Consider the following 20,419-nt stretch of genomic DNA (forward strand, 5'->3'; position numbering starts at 1 on the left):
GTCCGGGGCGGCGGCCCCGGACTCCTCGGAGCTGCCCCAGCACCGCGGCGGGCGCCCCGACGAGGCAGGGTCCGCGACCAGGGCCGGGACCGGGACCCGATCCGAGGCCGGCGGCCAGGCCGCGCCCCCGGCCGAAGCCGGGGCCGGGGCCCGAACCGGAACCCAGGCCCAGCCTGCGGCCGGACGCGCGACCGCAGCCGGGTCCCGGACCGGCCCCACGGACCGGCCCAGGCCCGAAGCCGACACCGAGACCGACGCCGGACCCGAGACCAAGGCCGGACCCGACACCGGCGCCGGGCCCGAGACCGGGACCGGGGCCGGGACCCGGGCCGCGTCCGACGCCGGACCCGCGCCCAAGGCCGTATCCGACGTCGAGACCGGCACCCAGGCAGGGGCCGGGGCCCGAACCGGAACCCAGGCCGCGTCCGACGCCGGGCCCGCGTCCCGGACCGCGCCCGAGGCGAAGACCGGAACCCAGACCGGCACCGAGGCCGTCACCGGAACCCAAGCCGAGACAGGGACCCGGGCCGACAGCAAGGCCGGAACCGAAACCCAGGCCGGTACCAAGGCCGTCACCGGAACCCAAGCCGAGACAGGGACCCGGGCCGACAGCAAGGCCGGAACCGAAACCCAGGCCGGTACCAAGGCCGTCACCGGAACCCAAGCCGAGACAGGGACCCGGGCCGGTAGCAAGGCCGGAACCGGGCCCCAGGCCGTCACCGGAACCCAAGCCGGTACCCAGGCCGACGCCGGAACCCACGCCGGCCCCGAGGCCGACGTCGTACCCCCGGCCGAACCCGAAACCAGTCACGGCTCCGCCGACGACACCACCACCGCTCCCGGCACCCCCGCCGGCCGCACGGAGACGGAGCGCGCGACGGCCCCCACGTCCGACCCCACCCGCCCCGCGCCCTCCTACGCGGCGGCCCGCTCCGGCGGCGACCTCGACACCGACCCGGTGCCCACCCACGAGTCCCCGTCCCCGGAGGACGGCGCACCTCCCCTGGTGCTGCCCCGCCGGCGCCGCGGCCGCACCCTCGCCGAGGCGGAGCGCCGGGGCGGCGCCGCCGGCCGTGCCGCGGAGCCCCGTCCGGCGCCCACGGCCGAGGAGACCCGGGCCCGCACCGCCCGCTTCAACAGCTTCCGCCAGGCCGTGCGCACCCCCACCCCGGACGACACGGCCGACCCGGACGCGGGCAGCACACCGGCCGCCCGTGACCTCGTCACCGCCTCGGACGCCCCCACCCCCGACCCGACCCCCGTATCGCAACCCACCCCCGTGACTTCGGAAGGCGACACCACCTCATGACCGGCACGACCACCGCGGACGAGAAGCTCACCTGGCTCATCGAGGGCCTGCTGGAGCGCACGCCGGGCGCGCGGCACGCGCTCGTGCTGTCCCGTGACGGCCTGAAACTGTGCCGCACGCCCGAGCTCTCCGCCGACCAGGCCGACCAGCTCGCCGCCATCGCGGCCGGCATCCAGTCGCTGTCCCACGGGGCCTCCGTGGAGTTCGGCGACGGCACCGGCGGAGTGCGGTCGGCGATGACCGAGTTCTACGGCGGTGTGCTGTTCATCGTGGAGGCGGGCGAGGGCGCGCACCTGGCCGTCGTCACCACGGAGGACGCGGACGCCGGGCTCATCGGGCACAACATGAGCGAACTGGTGGAGCAGCTCGGCGAGCACCTGACCGCGCTGCCGCGCAGCTCATGAGCCGGCCCGGCAGGGACGACGCCCCCGACCGGCTGTACACCCTCACCGGAGGACGCAGCCGGTCCGGGCCCGACAACCCCTTCGACCTGGTGACCCTGGTCGTCGCCGAGTGCGACCCGGTGCCCGGCATGCAGTCCGAGCACGCGGCGATCCTGCGGCTCACCGGACGGCCCACCGCGGTCGTGGAGATCGCGGCCGAGCTGAAGCTGCCGGTGAGCATCACCCGGATCCTGCTGTCCGACCTCCTCGCGGCGGGCCGGGTCAGCGCCCGGCACCCCCGAAGAGCCGCCGTACCCGACCCCGACATCCTGGAGCAGGTGCTCGTTGGACTCCGCAACCTCTGAGACGCACACGGCGTCCGAGACGCGCACCCCGCTGGGCGCGTCGGCCGACAACGGCCTGAAGATCGTGGTCGTGGGCGGCTTCGGCGCCGGCAAGACGACGATGGTCCGCTCCGTCAGCGAGATCCGTCCCCTCAACACCGAGGAGACGATGACGCAGGCCGGGGAGGGCGTCGACGACGTCAGCGGGGTGCGCGGCAAGACCGCGACCACCGTCGCCTTCGACTTCGGCCGCATCACGCTCGACGAGCGCAACGTGCTGTACCTGTTCGGCGCGCCGGGGCAGGAGCGCTTCTGGTTCCTGTGGGACCGGCTGTTCTCCGGCACGCTCGGCGCGGTGGTGCTGGTCGACACCCGGCGCATCGACGACTCCTGGTACGCCATCGACCGGCTGGAGCGGCACGGCACGCCGTTCATCGTGGCCTGCAACGACTTCGGCGGGCCCACCTTCACCCCGCAGGCGATCCGCGAGGCCCTGGACCTGGACCCGCACGTCCCGCTGGTGAACTGCGACGCGCGGTCCCGTGAGTCCAGCAAGATCGTGCTGATCACGCTGGTGGAGCACATCCAGGCCCTGTACGCCGATCCGGCCCGAGCCCCCCGTCAGGAGCTGGTGTGAGTCCCGCCTCCGTCCCCGACGCCGTCCGTTTCAGCGGCCCCCTGCTGCAGGACGACCCGGCACGCGTCTACCGCGAGCTGCGCCGGCAGCACGGCAGCGTGGTGCCGGTGGTGCTCGACGGCGACGCCCCGGCCTGGCTGGTCCTCGGTTACCGCGAGCTGCACCAGATCACCGGCGACCCGGTGCTGTTCAGCCGCGACTCCGAGCTGTGGAACCAGTGGGAGAACATCCCCGACGACTGGCCGCTGCTGCCGATGATCGGCCGCCGCCAGCCGTCCATCCTCTACACCGTCGGCGAGCGGCACCGGGAGCGGGCCGCGATGATGGTGAACGCGCTGGAGGCGGTCGACCCGACCGAACTGCGCGGCCACGCCGAGCGGTTCGCGGACGAGCTGATCGACGCCATCTGCCCGCGCGGGTCGGCCGACATCATCGGCGAGTTCGCGATGCTGCTGCCGGTGCGCGTGCTGGCCCGGCTCTACGGGTTCCCCGACGACAAGGGTCCCGCGCTGGTGACCGCGCTCAACGACATGATCGACGGGCGGGAGCGGGCGCTCGCGGGCCAGACCCACCTGTTCACGTCGATGACGGAGCTGGTGGCGGAGCGCCGCAAGGAGCCCGCGCAGGACGTCGCCTCCCGGATGCTCGCCGACACCTCGGGCTTCACGGACGAGGAGATCGTCCAGGACCTGATGGTGATGATGGCGGCCGGGCACCAGCCGAGCGCCGACTGGATCGGCAACTCGCTGCACCTGATGCTCACCGACAGCCGGTTCGCCGCCTCGCTGTTCGGCGGGCGCAACAGCATCGCCGAGGCGATGAACGAGGTGCTGTGGGAGGACACCCCCACGCAGAACGTGGCGGCGCGCTGGGCGGCGCGCGACACGCAGCTCGGCGGGCGCCGTATCCGGGCCGGCGACATGGTGCTGCTGGGGCTCCAGGGCGCCAACTCCGACCCGCAGGTGCGCACCGACGGATCGGCGCTCACCGGCGGCAACAGCGCGCATTTCTCCTTCGGTCACGGCGAGCACCGCTGCCCGTTCCCGGCGCAGGAGATCGCCGAGGTGATCGCCCGGACCGGCATCGAGGTCGTCCTGGACCGGCTGCCGGACATCGACCTGGCCGTACCGGCCGGTGCCCTCTCCCGCCGCCCGTCGCCCTGGCTGCGCGGCCTGTCCGAGCTGCCGGTCATCTTCACACCCACTCCCGCCCTTGGAGGCTCGCTCGCATGACGGCTGGTACGGACCTCACCGCGACCGACACGGAACAGACCCGCATCCCCCTCGACCCGTTCGTCTCCGACCTGGACGCGGAGAGCGCCGCGCTGCGGGCCGCCGGGCCGCTGGCCGCCGTGACCCTCCCCGGTGACGTGCCCGTGTGGGCGGTGACCCACCACGCCGAGGCGAAGAAGCTGCTCACCGACCCGCGGCTGGTGAAGGACATCAACGTCTGGGGCGCCTGGCAGCGCGGGGAGATAGCCCCGGACTGGCCGCTGATCGGGCTGGCCAACCCGCCCCGCTCCATGCTCACCGTGGACGGTGCCGACCACCGGCGGCTGCGCACGCTGGTCGCCCAGGCGCTCACCCCGAGACGGGTGGAGCGGATGCGGGAGCGGATCACCGAGCTGACCGGGTCCCTGCTGGACCAGGTGGCCGCGCAGCCCGGCGACACCGTGGACCTGAAGGCGGTCTTCGCCTACCCGCTGCCGATGTACGTGATCGCCGACCTGATGGGGCTGGCGGAGGAGCGGCTGCCGCGGCTGAAGGAGCTGTTCGAGAAGTTCTTCTCCACGCAGACCCCGCCGGAGGAGGTCCTCGCCACGCTCACCGAACTCGCCGGGATCATGGGCGACACGGTGGCGTACAAGCGGGAGCACCCGGGCGACGACCTGACCTCGGCGCTGATCCAGGCGTCGGAGGACGGGGACCGGCTCACCGACGAGGAGATCGTCGCCACGCTCCAGCTGATGGTGGCGGCCGGCCACGAGACGACGATCTCCCTCATCGTCAACGCGGTGGTCAACCTCTCCACCCACCCGGACCAGCGGGAGCTGGTGCTGTCCGGGCAGGCCGACTGGTCGGCGGTGATCGAGGAGACGCTGCGCTGGTCCACGCCGACGTCGCACGTGCTGATCCGGTTCGCCACGGAGGACGTCCCCGTCGGGGACAAGGTGCTGCCCGCCGGGGACGCGCTGATCGTGTCGTACGCGGCGATCGGCCGGGACGAGCAGGAGCACGGTCCGACGGCCGGTGACTTCGACATCACCCGGGAGAGCCCCCACCGGCACATCTCCTTCGGGCACGGCCCGCACGTCTGCCCCGGGGCCGCGCTGTCCCGCCTGGAGGCGGGGGTGGCCCTGCCGGCCCTGTACGCCCGCTTCCCGAAGCTGGACCTGGCGGTCCCGGCGGGTGAGCTGCGCAACAAGCCGGTGGTCACCCAGAACGACCTGTACGAGCTGCCGGTGACGCTCGGCGGGTGAGTGACGCGGGTGGCGGACGGACCTCCCCCCGGTCCGTCCGCCACCCGTCCCGGTGACACGTCCCGGTGACACGTCTCGGTGACACGTCTCGGCGGCTCGTCTCAGCGGACGGACGATGTTGCGCCCGGGTTTCCTCCAGCCGCTAGGCTCCGGGTCGTGGCTGAGATCCGGATTCCTGCTGACATCAAGCCCGCCGACGGTCGTTTCGGTGCGGGTCCCTCCAAGGTGCGGACGGAAGCGCTGGACGCGCTGGCCGCGACCGGTACGTCCCTGCTGGGCACCTCCCACCGCCAGGCGCCGGTGAAGAACCTGGTCGGCCAGGTGCGCGAGGGCATCGGCGAGCTGTTCCAGCTCCCCGACGGGTACGAGGTGGTCCTCGGCAACGGCGGCTCGACCGCGTTCTGGGACATCGCGACCCACGGCCTGATCGAGAACAAGTCGCAGCACCTCAGCTTCGGCGAGTTCAGCTCCAAGTTCGCCAAGGCCGCCAAGCTGGCCCCGTGGCTCGCCGAGCCGGACGTCATCTCCGCCGACCCGGGCACGCACCCGGAGCCGGTCGCCGAGGCGGGCGTGGACGTGTACGCCTTCACGCACAACGAGACCTCCACCGGCGTCGCGATGCCGATCAAGCGCGTGGCCGGCGCGGACGAGGGCTCCCTCGTCCTGGTGGACGCCACCTCCGGCGCGGGCGGCCTGCCGGTCGACATCGCCGAGACGGACGTCTACTACTTCGCCCCGCAGAAGTCCTTCGCCTCCGACGGCGGTCTGTGGATCGGCGTGTTCTCCCCGGCCGCGATCGAGCGCGCCGAGCGGATCCACGCGAGCGGCCGGCACGTCCCGGAGTTCTTCTCCCTGCCGACGGCGATCGACAACTCCCGCAAGAACCAGACGTACAACACCCCCGCGCTGTCGACCCTGTTCCTGCTGAACCAGCAGCTGGAGTGGATCAACGGCCAGGGCGGCCTGGACTGGGCGGTCCGCCGCACCGCGACCTCCGCGCGCACCCTGTACGGCTGGGCCGAGGACGTGAAGTTCGCGAACCCGTTCGTCGCCGACCCGGCGAAGCGGTCGGCCGTCATCGGCACGATCGACTTCACCGACGAGGTGGACGCCGCCGCCGTCGCCAAGGTGCTGCGCGCCAACGGCATCGTCGACACCGAGCCGTACCGCAAGCTGGGCCGCAACCAGCTCCGCGTCGCGATGTTCCCGGCGATCGACCCGGCGGACGTCGAGGCCCTCACGAAGTGCGTCGACTACGTCATCGACCAGCTGTAGTCACACCCTCCCCCGACACGGACAGGGCGCCCGGTGGATCTCCCCGGGCGCCCTGTCACGTCGTCTCACCTGCTCAGACGCCGGAACCTCCGTACCGCCAGGGGCAGGAAGACCGCCGTCAGGATCACCGGCCACACGCCCGCCATCAGCAGCGCGTGCCGTTCGACCCACGCGTCGCCGCCGCCGACCGGGGTGCCGAAGAGTTCGCGGGTCGCCGCGGCTGTGGAGGAGATCGGGTTCCAGGCTGCCACCCGGCCGAGCCAGTCGGGCATCAGCTGTGGGGCGACGAAGATGCTGGAGATCATCGTCAGGGGGAAGGCCACCGCGAAGAGGCCGCCCGCCGCCTCCGGATTGGGGACGAGGAGTCCCAGCCAGACACCCAGCCAGATCAGCGCGAACCGCAGCCACAGCAGCAGTCCGAACGCGGCGAGGAATCCCCAGCCGCCGTCCGGGCGCCAGCCCATGACCAGCGCCGTCAGCATCAGGATGGCCAGCTCCGCGCACGCGACGATCAGGTCGGTCACCCCGCGCCCGGCCACCACCGCCGACGACGCCATCGGCATCGAGCGGAAGCGGTCGATGACGCCCTTGGTGGAGTCGTACACGACGACCGTCGCCGTGTTGATGAAGCCGAAGGCCATGGTCATCACGAACATGCCCGGCATCAGGAAGTCCTGGTAGTCCCCGCCGCCCGGCACCCGCATCGCACTGCCGAAGACATAGCCGTACAGCAGCACGGAGAGGATCGGAAAGCCGAGCTGCCAGGCGATGTTGACCGGCTGGCGCCGGTAGTGGGTGAGGCCACGGCGGACGACGTTCCAGCAGTCCGCGAGCGCCCAGTAGATGCGGCCGTGTCCGGCCGGTCCGGTCAGGTCGAGCGCGCTCATACGGCCGCCTCCTTCTGCGTCGTCTCCGTGCGGTGTCCGGTCAGGCGCAGGAAGACGTCGTCGAGGCTGGGCCTGCGCAGCCCGATGTCCTCGACCCGGACGCCCTCGTCCTGGAGGGTGCGGGCGACGTCCGTCAGCGCGCCCACCCGGTCGGTCACGGGGGCGTGCACCCGCAACTCGGTCTCGTCCGACTCGGGTTCACCGTCGGTGACCCGGGCGACCACCTTCACCACCCGCGGAATGTCGGACCGTTCGGCCACGACGACCTCGACACGGTCGCCGCCGACGCGGTTCTTCAGCCCGTCCGGGGTGTCGTCGGCGATGGACCGGCCCCGGTCGATGACGGTGATCCGGGAGGCCAGCCGGTCGGCCTCCTCCAGATACTGCGTGGTCAGCAGCACGGTCGTGCCGCCCGCCACCAATGCCCGTACGGAGTCCCAGACTTCGCCCCGGCTGCGCGGGTCGAGCCCCGTCGTCGGCTCGTCCAGGAACAGCACGGCCGGCGTCAGGATCATCGACGCCGCCAGGTCCAGCCGGCGCCGCATGCCACCGCTGTAGTCGCCGACGCCCTTGTCGGCGGCGTCGGTCAGGTCGAACCGCTCCAGCAGCTCCGCCGCCCGCGCCCTGGCGCGCCGCCCGCCGAGGTGGAACAGCCTGCCGAACATCTCCAGGTTCTGCCGCCCGGTGAGCACCTCGTCCACCGCCGCGTACTGCCCGGTGAGACCGATCCGCGCCCGCACCTCCCGGGCCTGCCGCGCCACGTCCAGCCCGGCCACGGTCGCCCGCCCGCCGTCGAGCCGGATCAGCGTCGACAGGATCCGCACGGCGGTGGTCTTGCCCGCGCCGTTCGGTCCCAGCAGTCCGTGCACCGTGCCCGCCCGCACGGTGAGGTCGAAGCCGTGCAGGGCGCGCTTCTCGCCGTACCGCTTCTCCAGCCCTTCGGCCCGCACCGCGTACCCGTCGTCCTTCATGGGTCCCCCTTCCAGAAACCGGGTACACCGTACCCGATTACGCGTACGTCGTACCCAGTTTTCGGGCGCGGATCTACACTGCCCGCATGAGCAGCGGCGGAAGCGGTACGGAGACCAGCGGCAGCGGCGACATCGCGCGCACCCTCGACCTGCTCTGGGGCACCGGGCAGCGGCCCAGCCGGGGTCCGAAGCCGGGGCTGACCCTGGAGCGGATCGTGGAGGCGGCGATCGAGGTCGCCGACCGGGACGGCATCGGCGCCCTGTCGATGCGCAGGATCGCCACGGAGCTGGGCACCGGCACGATGTCCCTGTACCGCTACGTGCCCGGCAAGGCCGAACTGCTCGACCTGATGCTGGACCGCGTGCAGCGCCCGTCGGAGAACCCCGCGGACCTCGGCGACGGCGGCTGGCGGTCCGCCCTGGAGGCGCTGGGCCGGGCCACGCTCGCCCTCTACCGGCGCCATCCCTGGCTGCTGGAGGTCAACCAGTCCCGCCCGATCCTCGGCCCGAGCGCCCTGGACGGCATGGAGAAGGTGTTCTCCCGGATCAAGCCGATGGGCCTGTCCGACCCCGAGCTGCTGTCGGTGATCGTCATGATCGACGGGTACGTGGTCGGGGCGGCCCGGACGCAGCTGTACCAGGAGCAGGCCGAACACAGCTCCGGGCTGACGGACGCGGAGTTCTGGGAGGCCCAGCGGCCCGCCCTGGAGAAGGCGATGAACAGCGGCCGCTATCCCGTCATGGCCGCGCTCTCGGAGGACACCTTCGCCTCCGGCTTCGACCACTTCGAGTTCGGGCTCCAGCGCATCCTGGACGGCCTGGAGGTGCACGTCGCCCGGCGCGCGGCCGGACCGCGGCGCTGACGGCCCGGTTCAGCCCTTGCGCCGGCGTCGGCTGAGCCCGAAGAACGCCGCCACGACGAGCGCGACCGCCACGGCTCCCCCGACCTTCACGGAGTCACCGCTCCCGTCGTCGCCGGAGGCGCCGCCGTCGCCGTCCGCGCGTCGGCCGGATCCGCCGCCGGGCCCGTCCTCGTCCGCGCCGGGAGCCGGACGGCTCACCACCCCGCTCTGCTCGCCCTCGCTGCCGAACAGCAGCCGCGTGCCGTCGGCCGAGAAGGTAACCGACTCGCCCTGCCCCTGGAGCGGCACGCTCAGCCGCCCCTTGCGCTCCAGCTTGCCGCCGTTCCAGGCGTAGTGGATGCCGCCGAAGTAGCCGCGCACGGCGAGGTCCCGGCCGTCCGGGGAGAGCGCGGCGTCGGTCGTCCAGAGGTCGACCGGGGCGACGGGCCTGAACACGTTGTCGCCGGACGGCGAGAGCTTCGCGGGACCCTCGTAGAGATGTCCGCCGTCCTCGTGCTTGTCGACGATGTACACCCGGCCGGTCTTCGGGTGCACGACCATCGCCTCGGCGTCCCGGGGCCCGTCGGAGTACTTCACGACGTACTGGGTGGCCTGCACGGTGGCGTCCTGGAGCTTCTCGGGCTCGGGGAGTTCGTAGATCCACACGTACGGCCAGGTGCCGCCGAGGTTGTCGCCGATGTCACCGACGAAGAGGCGGTTGCCGGGGCCGACGGAGATCGCCTCGACGTCCCGGGGCGTACCGATGCCGGTCAGGGTGAGGCGGGCGACGGTGTCACCGGTCCTGCTGTCGACGGCGTACAGGTAAGGGCCGTCGTCGCTGTCGTTGTGGGTCCAGTAGACGCCGGGGTGCAGGCGGGAGGCGGCGAGTCCGCTGGACTCGGTGATGCGCGGGTCGTTGATGGTGAACCCCTCGTTCCCGTCGTCGGTGTCGGCGGCGGAGGCGGGCACGGCGAGCGCGGCCGTCAGGAGGGTCGCGGCGAGCAGGGCGAAGGGTCGGCGCATGAGCCAAGACTGCCATCAGCCGGGCCCCGCCCGTGCGGGTGTCCCGGCTCACATCGCGGCCGACGCGCTGATCCACCATGATGACCGGGTGCTCAGGTTCATGCCCGTAGGTGACTCGATGACGATCGGGAGCGCGGGTGAACACACCTGGCGCTACCGGCTGTGGCAGCACCTGTGCACCGCGTACGGCGAGCCCTTCACGCTGGTCGGCCCGCGCGAGACGCTGCACGACCCGACGGCGGACGCCCCCACCTCGTACGCGTACGCCGACCCGGAGTTCCCCCGGGCCCACCTGGCCGGCTGGGGCGAGGGCTGGTGCCACATGGCCCCGCTGATCGGTGACGCCGTGCGCTCCTGCCGGGCGGACGTGCTGCTGGTGTCGCTGGGCCTGATCGACCTGGGCTTCTACACCAACGCCGAGCAGACCGCGGACAACGTGCGCGCGTTCGTCGCCGGGGCGCGCGGGGCCCGTCCACGGGTGCGCATGGCGGTGATGCCGGTGGTCCGCAACATCCGGGTGGAGGCCGACGAGACGTTCGCCGGGCAGGTCGCGCGGTTCAACGCCCTGCTGGCGGAGACGGCCGCCGAGCTGGACGAGCCGGGCTCGCCGATCCTGCTCGTCCCGCCCCCGGCGACGTACGACTTCCACACGGACACCTACGACGGCACGCACCCCAACGAGAGCGGCGAGCACAAGATCGCGGGGGCGTTCGCCGAGGCGATGTGGCAGGAGTGGGGCCTGGGCGGCCCGTACAAGCCGTCCTGACGAGCCGTCCTGACGAGCCGTCCTGACGCGTGAAGCGCTTGCATGGAGCGCACTCCAAGACGTTGGCTTGACACCCATGAGGTACACGCAGCTCGGACGCACAGGACTCAAGGTCAGCCGGCTCGTCCTCGGGACGATGAACTTCGGTCCGCAGACCGACGAACCCGACAGCCACGCCATCATGGACGCGGCCCTCGACGCCGGCATCAACTTCTTCGACACCGCCAACGTCTACGGCTGGGGCGAGAACAAGGGCCGTACCGAAAGCATCATCGGCAGCTGGTTCGCCAAGGGCGAGGGCCGCCGCGACAAGGTCGTCCTCGCGACCAAGGTGTACGGCAACATGGGCGCCGACGGCGAAGCGTGGCCCAACCACGACAAGCTGTCCGCGGTGAACATCCGGCGGGCGGTCGACGCCTCGCTGAAGCGGCTGGGGACCGACTACATCGACCTGTACCAGTTCCACCACGTCGACCGGTCGACGCCCTTCGAGGAGATCTGGCAGGCGATCGACGTCCTGATCCAGCAGGGCAAGATCCTCTACGTCGGGTCGTCCAACTTCCCCGGCTACAAGATCGCGCAGGCCAACGAGATCGCCGCCCGGCGTGGCGGGACCATCGGCCTGGTCAGCGAGCAGTGCCTGTACAACCTCGCCGAGCGGCGCGCCGAGATGGAGGTCGTCCCGGCCGCGCAGGACTACGGGCTGGGGGTCATCCCCTGGTCGCCGCTGCACGGCGGTCTGCTGGGCGGGGTCATCAAGAAGGAGGCCCAGGGCGGCCGCCGCGCCTCCGGACGGGCCGCGGACACCCTGGCCGACCCCGTCGCCCGCAAGCAGATCCAGGCGTACGAGGACCTGCTGGAGAAGCACGGGGTCGAGCCGGGCGAGGCGGCGCTGGCCTGGCTGCTCACCCGCCCCGGGGTGACCGGTCCGATCGTCGGCCCCCGGACGCGGGAGCAGCTCGACTCGGCGCTGCGCGCGGTGGAGCTGGAGCTGAGCGAGGAGCTGCTGGCCTCGCTGGACGAGATCTTCCCGGGTCCGGGGCCGTCCCCGGAGGCCTTCGCCTGGTAGCGGCGGGCGCGCGGTGACGGGCGGCGGCGCTACCTTCCGAGCGCCGCCGCCAGAGCCACCACGACGAACATCATCACGAGCGCACCGGCCATGATCCGGTTCCGGGTCTTCGGGTCCACGCCGTCGAGCCTAACCGGCCGCGCCGAGTGCCTGTCGGGCGACCGCCTCGTAGCGGGGCTGTTCGCCCGGAACACCCGACCTGGGCAGGTGGCTGCGCACCAGCACCAGCTCCTCCACGGTCCAGCTGCGGCTGCGGAACTCCTCCAGCGCCGTGAGGTACGGCCGTACGTCCACGGCGTCCCGGCTGCGGGCCACGGTCAGGTGGGCCGTGTAGTGCCGGTGCTCGTCCATCGCCACGCCCGCCTTGCGCCCGGCCGCCTCGGACCGCTCGGCCAGCAGTCGCATCGTCCGCAGGTCGCCCGCCGCGCCGGTCCACAGCGCCCGTCCCCGGCCGAACTGGCCGCCGCCCGCCAGCGCGAGCCGGAACGGCTCGGTGCGGTACGCGGCCCGTCCCAGCCGCGCGGTGAGTTCCGGCACGGTCTCCTCGTCCACCTCGCCGTAGAACGCGAGCGTGAAGTGCCACCCGGCCTGCTCGGTCCACCGCAGGGCGCCGGCCCCGTCCAGCTCCCGCAGCCCGTCCACCGCGACGGCGAGCTCCCGGACCACACCCGCGGGCGGCAACACGGCGGCGAAGAGTCTCATGTCTCCAGTGTCCCGCGTGCCCTGGTCACCGTGCGTATCGTTGTACTGCGCGGCTGTACGCATCGAGCGTCGGCCGGGGAGGAGCGCCACGATGACCGTCCTCGAAGACAGGATCGAGATGGCCGAGAGCGGCGACGAACTCACGCTCGACATGATGTTCGAGTGGCTGGAGAAGATGCCCATCCCCGAGGGTTACAAGGCAGAGATCGTCGGGGGGCACATCTTCATGACGCCGCAGCGGGACACTCACTGGGACATCATTGCGGACATCTACGATCAACTGCGTGCGAAGTACCCGCGCAAGCGCCTCAAGTCCGACGTCCGCATCGACTACCCGGGTCACCTCAACGGCTTCGCCTCCGACGTGACCCTGCTGGCCGAGGGAGCGACCCAGGACGGCAAGGGGCGGTGGCGTTGCGAGGATGTCGTCTTCGTCGCCGAGGTGATCTCGCAGAAGACCGCGGACAACGACTACGGGCCGAAGAAGGATGCCTACGCCGCCGCCGGTGTGCCGGTCTACTTGATCGTCGATCCGTACAGCGGTGAGTGGCACCTGCACACGCTGCCGACGGACGGGAAGTACCACGGCAGTGCGTGCTTCGGCTTCGGCATCGAGATCGACCTGACCAGGACGGGCGTCGGTCTCGTCCTCAAGACCGACGACTTTCCACGCGGCTGACGGCGGCCGGGCGGCCCGGCCCGGCGGCTCACGCCGCCGGGCCGGGCGGCCCGGCCCGGCGGCTCACGCCGCCGGGGCCAGGGCCTTGGTGTGGTCGCGGGGGACGAAGCGGACGCGCGGGTGGCCGTGGTTCCAGCCGAAGGACAGGCGCAGGCCGCCGGCCCGGGCCAGGATCAGGCCGATGACGGCCGCCGCGGTCATCGCGATGGCGCCGCCGGCCGCGAAGCCGACGCGGGCACCGTAGGTGTCGGTGACCCAGCCGACGATCGGGGCGCCGACGGGGGCGCCGCCGAGGAAGACCATCATGTAGAGGGCCATGACCCGGCCGCGCACCGACGGATCGGTGGACATCTGCAGGCTGGTGTTGGTGGTGACGTTGACCGTCATCGAGACCAGCCCCAGCGGCACCATGATCAGCGCGAACATCCACAGCTCCGGCGACGCCGCGGCGAGGATCTCCAGCGCGCCGAAGGCCAGCGCGGCCATGATCAGCAGCCGTAGCCGGGCCGTGCCGCGCCGGGCGGCGAGCAGGGCTCCGGAGACGGAGCCGACCGCCATCAGCGTGTTGAACATGCTGTAGACGCCCGCGCCCCCGTGGAACACGTCGTCGGCGAAGGCCGACAGGTAGACGGGGAAGTTGAAGGCGAAGGTGCCCATGAAGCCGACCAGCACGATCGGCCAGACCAGGTCGGGCCGTCCGGCCACGTAGCGCAGGCCCTCGCGGAGCTGTCCCTTGCCGCGCGGCGCGCGCTCCACGGGGTGCAGCTCACGGGTGCGCATCAGCATCAGGCCGGTCAGCGGCGCGACGAAGGACAGGCCGTTCAGCAGGAACGCCCAGCCGGTGCCGACGCCGGTGATCAGCAGGCCCGCGACGGCGGGGCCGACCAGCCGGGCGGACTGGAAGTTCGCGGAGTTCAGGCTGACCGCGTTCTGCAGCTGGCCGGGGCCGACCAGCTCGGACACGAAGGACTGGCGGGCCGGGTTGTCGACGACGGTCGCGAAACCGAGGGCGAGGGCGGCGACGTAGATGTGCCAGACCTCGACCATGCCGGTCAGGGTGAGGACGGCGAGCGCGAGGGACGTGAGGGCCATCGCGGACTGGGTGACCATCAGGGTGGGCCGCTTGCGCAGCCGGTCGACGAGGACACCGCCGTACAGGCCGAACAGCAGCATCGGCAGGAACTGCAGGGCCGTGGTGATGCCGACGGCGGCCGAGGAGCCGGTGAGGCTGAGCACCAGCCAGTCCTGGGCGATGCGCTGCATCCAGGTGCCGATGTTGGAGACCACCTGGCCGAGGAAGAACAGGCGGTAGTTCCTGATCCTCAGCGAGGAGAACATCGAGTTCCTGCGCGGCGCGTCGAGGGCGGTCTTCGTGTCGTAGGGGTCAGGTGCGGGGGCGGAAGCTGCTCCGGATCCCGTACTCAAAAGGTTCGCCTCCTGTTGCTGCGGGGGTCAGATGTGCGCCAGTTTCTCCAGCACGGGGGCGGCGGCGCGCAGGGTGGCCCACTCGTCCTCGTCCAGCTCCTCGACCAGCGTGGCGAGGAACGCGTTCCGCTTGCGACGGCTCTCCTCGAGCATCGCCTCGGCCCGCTCGGTCTGCGTGACGACCTTCTGGCGGCGGTCGTCGGGGTGCGGCTCCAGCCGGACGAGTCCCTTGGCCTCCAGCAGCGCCACGATGCGGGTCATCGACGGCGGCTGGACGTGCTCCTTGCGGGCGAGCTCGCCCGGGGTGGCACTGCCGCAGCGGGCCAGGGTGCCGAGCACCGACATCTCGGTGGGGCTGAGCGACTCGTCGACGCGCTGGTGCTTGAGCCGACGGGACAGACGCATCACGGCGGAGCGAAGGGCGTTCACGGCGGCTGCGTCGTCGCCATGGCTGAGGTCCGGCATGTTCTTTAGCGTAACTCATTACTCTCGCTAAGAACCACCGGGTACGTCGGCCCCCGCCGTGAGTCCCGCCACTCCCGTCCCACCCGCCGGTCCGCCCACCGGCGGCCGGACTTGCGCAGGAACGTGCCCGCCGAAATCAAGACACCCCGGGGAAAATCAAGACACCCGGGGGGCGAGATCACCCATATGAGTGATCGAAGCGCGAAAGGTCACGCGCCGCACCCTGGGGTGCGGCGACGCTCAGGGCATGGGGACCGACGTGCTCAGCCTGCGGATAGACCATGAACTGCTCGAACGGCTCCGCGACCATGCCGCCAAACGCGGCATGAGCGTCCAGGACTATGTCGTCCGGACGCTCATGCGCGATGACTTCGACCAGCGGTTCCGTACCGCCGTCGAGGAGACGGAGAAGTTCTACGGGTCACCTGAGCCCGCACCCCGGGCCCCTTCGCGGAGCCCGTTCTCCCCCGGCGTGGATCAGGTCAGACCCAGCGCCGGCAGCAGGTAGTAGAAGGCGAAGACCGCCGCCACCACGTACATCGCCTTCGGGACCTCCCGGCCGCGGCCGGCCGCCAGACGCAGCGCCACGAAGGTGAGGAAGCCCATGCCGATGCCGTTGGTGATCGAGTAGGTGAACGGCATCATCACCATCGTCACGAAGGCCGGGATGGCGATCGTGTGGTCCGCCCAGTCGATCTCCCTGATGGAGCCGGCCAGGATCAGGAAGCCCACCGCGAGCAGCGCGGGGGTGGCCGCCTGGGACGGGACCATGGTGGCGACGGGCGTGAGGAACAGCGCCAGGGCGAACAGTCCGCCGGTCACGACGTTGGCGAAGCCGGTGCGCGCGCCCTCGCCGACTCCGGCCGTGGACTCCACGAACGCGGTGGTGGCCGAGGCGGAGCTGGCGCCGCCCGCGGCGACCGCGACACCGTCGATGAACAGCACCTTGTTGATGCCGGGCATCTGGCCCTCGCCGTCGGTCAGTTTGGCCTCGTCCGAGACGCCCATGATCGTGCCCATCGCGTCGAAGAAGCACGACAGCAGCACGGTGAAGACGAACAGGACGCCCGTCAGCACGCCCACCTCGGAGAATCCGCCGAACAGGCTGACCTGTCCGATGAGGCCGAAGTCGGGGGTGGCCACCGGGTTGCCGGGCCAGTCGGGCGCGGTCAGGCCCCAGGAGGGCACGTCGGCGACGGCGTTGATCACGACCGCGACGACGGTCATCGTGACGATCGAGATGAGGATCGCGCCGGGCACCTTGCGCACGATGAGCGCCAGCGTGAGCAGCGCGCCGAGCACGAAGACGAGGACCGGCCAGCCGTTGAGGTGGCCGTCCGCGCCGAGCTGGAGCGGGACGGTGGTCTGGGCGGCGTCCGGGATGCGGGAGACGAAACCGGAGTCGACCAGCCCGATCAGCATGATGAACAGGCCGATACCGATGGCGATGGCCTTGCGCAGCCCGTAGGGCACGGCGTTCATCACGCGCTCGCGCAGGCCCGTGGCGACCAGGATCATCACCACGAAACCGGCCAGCACCACCATGCCCATCGCGTCCGGCCAGGACATGCGGGGCGCGAGCTGGAGGGCGACCACCGAGTTCACGCCGAGTCCGGCGGCCAGCGCGATCGGGACGTTGCCGATGACGCCCATGAGCAGCGTGGTGAACGCCGCGGTCAGGGCGGTCGCGGTGACCAGCTGGCCGTTGTCCAGCTGGTTGCCGAACGCGTCCTTCGCGCTGCCCAGGATGATCGGGTTCAGCACGATGATGTAGGCCATCGCGAAGAAGGTGGCGAAACCGCCACGGACCTCGCGCGACAGCGTGCTGCCGCGCTCGGAGATCCGGAAGTAGCGGTCGAGGGCGCCGGACGCGGCTCCGGACCCCGGCTGCTCGGGGACGGGCGCCTTGGCGGGGGCCGACGTGGACATGTGCAGAGACCTCATCACCGGCGGGCTCCCCCCGGAGCCGGGCCTTTGGTGTTTTCTACGAATAAAAGCGGTCAGAGGCAAACGAATTCAGTATGAACATATAACGTCGTCGAAGCCATCTCCGCGCGTAGACCCGGGGCGGCGGGTGTGATTCCCGCGCCATCACCCCTCCCGCCCTCCTGCCATCGCCTCTCCCGCCCCCTGCGGGCGACCGGGCACCCGCCGCCCCTCGTAAGCTGTCCGCATGGCGAAGTGGACCCCCAAGCACGAGGCGCCGGAGCCCCTGGAGGGCCCCGTGGTCGCCACCATCACCGGCGGCACGATCGTCTGGTTCGTCCTCTTCCTGGTGCAGCTGCCGTTCTACGGCTGGTTCGACGACCACGGGCACACCTGGTGGCTGTGGACCTGCCTGGCCGGCGGCGGCCTCGGCTTCATCGGCATCTGGTACGTCCGCAGGCGCGACGCCGCGATCAAGCGGGCGCAGACCGGGGCGGCCGATACCGGCCCCGGCCACACCTCGAGCGCGCACGCCGACTGAATCGCGCCAACTCACCGTGTAGCACCCGGAGTTGAGGCCGCCACCACTGCGGTACGACCCCGGTACGACGGCCGTCCTCCCCTGGTCGGATCTTCCCCGCTCCGGTGGGTGAAGCGCAGACTCCGCACGTACTGTCGATTGCATGACGCATCTCGACGCGGGCGACCGTACCGATGCCGTCCAGCCCGTCACGGCCACGTCGCCGGTGACCGGGCTCACGTCGGCGGAAGTGGCCGAGCGGGTGGCGCGCGGACAGGTCAACGACGTACCCGTGCGCAGCAGCCGGTCGATCACTGAGATCGTCCGCGCGAACGTCTTCACCCGGTTCAACGCGATCATCGGCGTGCTCTGGGTGATCATGCTGATCGTCGCGCCCTTCCAGGACAGCCTGTTCGGTTACGTGATCCTCGCCAACACCGGCATCGGGATCATCCAGGAGTGGCGGGCGAAGAAGACGCTGGACTCCCTCGCGCTGATCGGCGAGGCGAAACCCACGGTGCGCCGGGACGGGGTGGCCGCCGAGATCGGCACCTCGCAGATCGTGCTGGACGACCTGATCGAGATCGGGCCGGGGGACAAGGCCGTCGTCGACGGGGTGTGCGTCGAGGCGGACGGCCTGGAGATCGACGAGTCGCTGCTCACCGGTGAGGCCGACCCCGTGGTGAAGCAGCCCGGGGACCAGGTCATGTCCGGCAGCTTCGTCGTCGCGGGCGGCGGCTCCTTCCAGGCCACCCGGGTGGGCCGCGAGGCCTACGCGGCGCAGCTGGCCGAGGAGGCATCCCGTTTCACCCTGGTCCACTCCGAGCTGCGCAGCGGCATCTCCATCATCCTCAAGTACGTCACGTGGATGATGGTGCCGACCGCGATCGGCCTGGTCATCAGCCAGCTGGTGGTCGAGGACAACGAGCTGAAGGACTCCATCGCCCGCACGGTCGGCGGGATCGTGCCGATGGTCCCCGAGGGGCTGGTGCTGCTCACCTCGGTCGCCTTCGCCATCGGGGTGATCCGGCTGGGCCGCAAGCAGTGCCTGGTGCAGGAGCTGCCGGCGATCGAGGGCCTGGCCCGGGTCGACACGGTGTGCCTGGACAAGACCGGCACGCTGACCGAGGGCGGCATGGACGTCACCGAGCTGCGGGTGCTGGGCGACGCCGACGAGACGTACGTACGCAAGGTGCTGGGCGAGCTGGGCTCGGCGGACCCCCGCCCCAACGCCTCCCTGCAGGCGGTCATCGAGGCGTACCCGGACACCACCGACTGGCGCCTCACCGACACGCTGCCCTTCTCCTCGGCCCGCAAGTACAGCGGCGCCACCCTCGACGAGGGCGACGGCCGGCCCGTCAGCTGGCTGCTCGGGGCGCCGGACGTACTGCTCCCCCACGACGACCCGGCGCTGGACGAGACGGAGCGGATGAACCGCCAGGGCCTGCGGGTGCTGCTGCTCGCCCGCGCCCGCGACGGCGCGGAGGTCGACGACCCGGCCGCCGTGGACGGCGTGCGGGCGGTGGCACTGGTGGTGCTGGAGCAGCGGCTGCGCCCGGACGCCGCCGACACCCTGCGCTACTTCGACGAGCAGAACGTCCGCGCCAAGGTGATCTCCGGCGACAACGCGGTGTCGGTCGGGGCGGTCGCCGCCAAGCTGGGCCTGTCCGGTACGACGGTGGACGCGCGCAAACTGCCGGCCGAGCCGGACGCCATGGCCGACGCGCTGGACGAGGGCACGGTGTTCGGGCGGGTCACGCCCCAGCAGAAGCGGAACATGGTCGGCGCGCTGCAGTCGAAGGGCCACACGGTCGCGATGACCGGGGACGGCGTGAACGACGTGCTGGCGCTGAAGGACGCGGACATCGGCGTGGCGATGGGCTCCGGTTCGGAGGCCACTCGGGCGGTCGCGCAGATCGTGCTGCTGAACAACAGCTTCGCCACGCTGCCGTCGGTGGTCGCCGAGGGCCGGCGGGTGATCGGCAACATCACCCGGGTCGCCACGCTGTTCCTGGTGAAGACGGTGTACTCGGTGCTGCTGGCGGTGCTGGTGGTGGCGTCGCAGGTGGAGTACCCGTTCCTGCCGCGCCATCTGACCCTGCTGTCCACGCTGACCATCGGCGTCCCCGCCTTCTTCCTGGCCCTCGCCCCCAACAAGGAGCGGGCGCGGCCGAACTTCGTGAAGCGGGTCATGCGGTACGCGATCCCGGGCGGGGTGCTGGCCGGGCTGGCCACCTTCGCGACGTATCTGCTGGCCCGGCAGCACTACAGCGGGGCCGGCGCGCTGGGCGCGGAGACGAGCGCGGCGACGCTGACCCTGTTCCTGATCTCCATCTGGGTACTGGCGATCATCGCCCGCCCCTACACCTGGTGGCGCGTCGCCCTGGTGGCGGCGATGGCCGGGGCCTTCCTGCTGGTCCTCGCGGTGCCCTGGCTCCAGGACTTCTTCGCCCTGCGCCTGGTCGGCATGACGATGCCGTGGACGGCGGTCGCCATCGCGGCGGTCACGTCGGCGGTCCTGGAGATCCTCTGGCGCTGGGTGGACCGCCGCTTCCCCGTCTGACCGGCCCCGGCAGACCCGTCCCACTCCCCTCGACGGCGTACGCCACCTGTGTGAATGGTGAGGCGAAGCGCGGAGATTTGAGCGGCGGGCGACTCCGGTGGCCGGGCGGTATGCGCGGTATGTGAGTGACGATGGAGGCTGCCGCCGCAGGGAT

The 20,419-nt window shown here is 71.5% G+C and carries 19 protein-coding genes and 1 pseudogene; 13 read left to right on the forward strand and 7 right to left on the reverse strand.

The window, feature by feature from the left end; translation table 11 throughout:
• The first annotated feature begins 1,305 nt into the window (after window positions 1-1,305).
• The 6 genes from F3L20_RS29705 to serC all read left to right on the forward strand — a co-directional run bounded on the left by F3L20_RS29705 (window position 1,306) and on the right by serC (window position 6,427).
• On the forward strand, window positions 1,306-1,713 hold the full coding sequence (locus F3L20_RS29705; RefSeq protein WP_024884220.1) for a roadblock/LC7 domain-containing protein: 408 nt from the start codon (window positions 1,306-1,308) through the stop codon (window positions 1,711-1,713).
• Window positions 1,710-2,057 (forward strand): DUF742 domain-containing protein, encoded by a 348-nt coding sequence (locus tag F3L20_RS29710; RefSeq protein ID WP_048460105.1) that lies wholly within the window; start codon window positions 1,710-1,712, stop codon window positions 2,055-2,057. Before F3L20_RS29705 ends, F3L20_RS29710 begins: the two co-directional genes overlap by 4 nt.
• On the forward strand, window positions 2,038-2,673 hold the full coding sequence (locus F3L20_RS29715) for a GTP-binding protein (protein WP_024884218.1): 636 nt from the start codon (window positions 2,038-2,040) through the stop codon (window positions 2,671-2,673). Before F3L20_RS29710 ends, F3L20_RS29715 begins: the two co-directional genes overlap by 20 nt.
• Window positions 2,670-3,905, forward strand: coding sequence for a cytochrome P450 (locus F3L20_RS29720; RefSeq protein ID WP_150156905.1), 1,236 nt, complete (start codon window positions 2,670-2,672; stop codon window positions 3,903-3,905). The genes F3L20_RS29715 and F3L20_RS29720 overlap by 4 nt, the downstream gene beginning before the upstream one ends.
• Entirely contained in the window at window positions 3,902-5,152 is a 1,251-nt protein-coding gene (locus tag F3L20_RS29725; RefSeq protein ID WP_150156906.1) for a cytochrome P450 family protein, read from the forward strand. The genes F3L20_RS29720 and F3L20_RS29725 overlap by 4 nt, the downstream gene beginning before the upstream one ends.
• Window positions 5,153-5,308: 156 nt before the next feature.
• Window positions 5,309-6,427, forward strand: a complete 1,119-nt coding sequence (gene serC, locus F3L20_RS29730) for a phosphoserine transaminase (RefSeq protein ID WP_150156907.1) — start codon at window positions 5,309-5,311, stop codon at window positions 6,425-6,427.
• Between the two features lie 65 nt (window positions 6,428-6,492).
• Here the strand turns inward: serC and F3L20_RS29735 are convergent, their stop codons facing one another.
• Window positions 6,493-7,314, reverse strand: coding sequence for an ABC transporter permease (locus tag F3L20_RS29735; RefSeq protein WP_150156908.1), 822 nt, complete (start codon window positions 7,312-7,314; stop codon window positions 6,493-6,495).
• On the reverse strand, window positions 7,311-8,285 hold the full coding sequence (locus F3L20_RS29740; RefSeq protein ID WP_150156909.1) for an ATP-binding cassette domain-containing protein: 975 nt from the start codon (window positions 8,283-8,285) through the stop codon (window positions 7,311-7,313). The genes F3L20_RS29735 and F3L20_RS29740 overlap by 4 nt, the downstream gene beginning before the upstream one ends.
• An 86-nt stretch (window positions 8,286-8,371) precedes the next feature.
• Between F3L20_RS29740 and F3L20_RS29745 the strand changes: the two genes are divergently transcribed.
• Window positions 8,372-9,148, forward strand: coding sequence for a TetR/AcrR family transcriptional regulator (locus F3L20_RS29745; RefSeq protein WP_150156910.1), 777 nt, complete (start codon window positions 8,372-8,374; stop codon window positions 9,146-9,148).
• A 9-nt stretch (window positions 9,149-9,157) separates the two neighbouring features.
• Here the strand turns inward: F3L20_RS29745 and F3L20_RS29750 are convergent, their stop codons facing one another.
• Window positions 9,158-10,150 carry a WD40 repeat domain-containing protein gene (locus tag F3L20_RS29750; protein WP_150156911.1) on the reverse strand — a complete coding sequence of 331 codons (993 nt, stop codon included), beginning with the start codon at window positions 10,148-10,150 and terminating at the stop codon, window positions 9,158-9,160.
• Window positions 10,151-10,238: 88 nt separating this feature from the next.
• Here F3L20_RS29750 and F3L20_RS29755 point away from each other — a divergent pair, with 88 nt between their 5' ends.
• Together F3L20_RS29755 and F3L20_RS29760 are read left to right on the forward strand one after the other, a co-directional pair.
• Window positions 10,239-10,916, forward strand: a complete 678-nt coding sequence (locus F3L20_RS29755) for an SGNH/GDSL hydrolase family protein (protein WP_150157544.1) — start codon at window positions 10,239-10,241, stop codon at window positions 10,914-10,916.
• 76 nt (window positions 10,917-10,992) lie between these two features.
• The gene (locus F3L20_RS29760) at window positions 10,993-11,985 is read left to right on the forward strand and encodes an aldo/keto reductase (protein WP_150156912.1); all 993 of its coding nucleotides are present in this window, start codon (window positions 10,993-10,995) and stop codon (window positions 11,983-11,985) included.
• A gap of 129 nt (window positions 11,986-12,114) precedes the next feature.
• Here the strand turns inward: F3L20_RS29760 and thpR are convergent, their stop codons facing one another.
• Window positions 12,115-12,687 (reverse strand): RNA 2',3'-cyclic phosphodiesterase, encoded by a 573-nt coding sequence (thpR, locus tag F3L20_RS29765; RefSeq protein ID WP_150156913.1) that lies wholly within the window; start codon window positions 12,685-12,687, stop codon window positions 12,115-12,117.
• A 91-nt stretch (window positions 12,688-12,778) separates the two neighbouring features.
• Here thpR and F3L20_RS29770 point away from each other — a divergent pair, with 91 nt between their 5' ends.
• A complete protein-coding gene (locus tag F3L20_RS29770) occupies window positions 12,779-13,366 on the forward strand; it encodes a Uma2 family endonuclease (protein ID WP_150156914.1) in 588 nt (195 codons plus the stop codon).
• 63 nt (window positions 13,367-13,429) lie between these two features.
• Here F3L20_RS29770 and F3L20_RS29775 read toward each other — a convergent pair whose 3' ends face one another.
• Entirely contained in the window at window positions 13,430-14,791 is a 1,362-nt protein-coding gene (locus F3L20_RS29775) for an MFS transporter (RefSeq protein WP_150156915.1), read from the reverse strand.
• Between the two features lie 27 nt (window positions 14,792-14,818).
• On the reverse strand, window positions 14,819-15,256 hold the full coding sequence (locus tag F3L20_RS29780) for a MarR family winged helix-turn-helix transcriptional regulator (protein ID WP_019524522.1): 438 nt from the start codon (window positions 15,254-15,256) through the stop codon (window positions 14,819-14,821).
• 247 nt (window positions 15,257-15,503) lie between these two features.
• On the opposite strand from F3L20_RS29780, the pseudogene F3L20_RS29785 reads away from it, so the two are divergent.
• Window positions 15,504-15,677 (forward strand): annotated as a pseudogene (locus F3L20_RS29785) (ribbon-helix-helix protein, CopG family); the annotation flags it as partial.
• 56 nt (window positions 15,678-15,733) lie between these two features.
• On the opposite strand, the gene F3L20_RS29790 reads toward F3L20_RS29785, so the two are convergent.
• On the reverse strand, window positions 15,734-17,185 hold the full coding sequence (locus tag F3L20_RS29790; RefSeq protein ID WP_150157545.1) for an NCS2 family permease: 1,452 nt from the start codon (window positions 17,183-17,185) through the stop codon (window positions 15,734-15,736).
• A gap of 244 nt (window positions 17,186-17,429) precedes the next feature.
• Here F3L20_RS29790 and F3L20_RS29795 point away from each other — a divergent pair, with 244 nt between their 5' ends.
• Complete coding sequence (locus F3L20_RS29795; protein WP_150156916.1) at window positions 17,430-17,723, forward strand: DUF2530 domain-containing protein; 294 nt, start codon at window positions 17,430-17,432, stop codon at window positions 17,721-17,723.
• Window positions 17,724-17,865: 142 nt separating this feature from the next.
• Window positions 17,866-20,265, forward strand: coding sequence for a cation-translocating P-type ATPase (locus tag F3L20_RS29800; protein ID WP_150156917.1), 2,400 nt, complete (start codon window positions 17,866-17,868; stop codon window positions 20,263-20,265).
• Window positions 20,266-20,419 lie beyond the last annotated feature (154 nt).

Source organism: Streptomyces tendae, assembly GCF_008632955.1.
Lineage (GTDB): Bacteria > Actinomycetota > Actinomycetes > Streptomycetales > Streptomycetaceae > Streptomyces.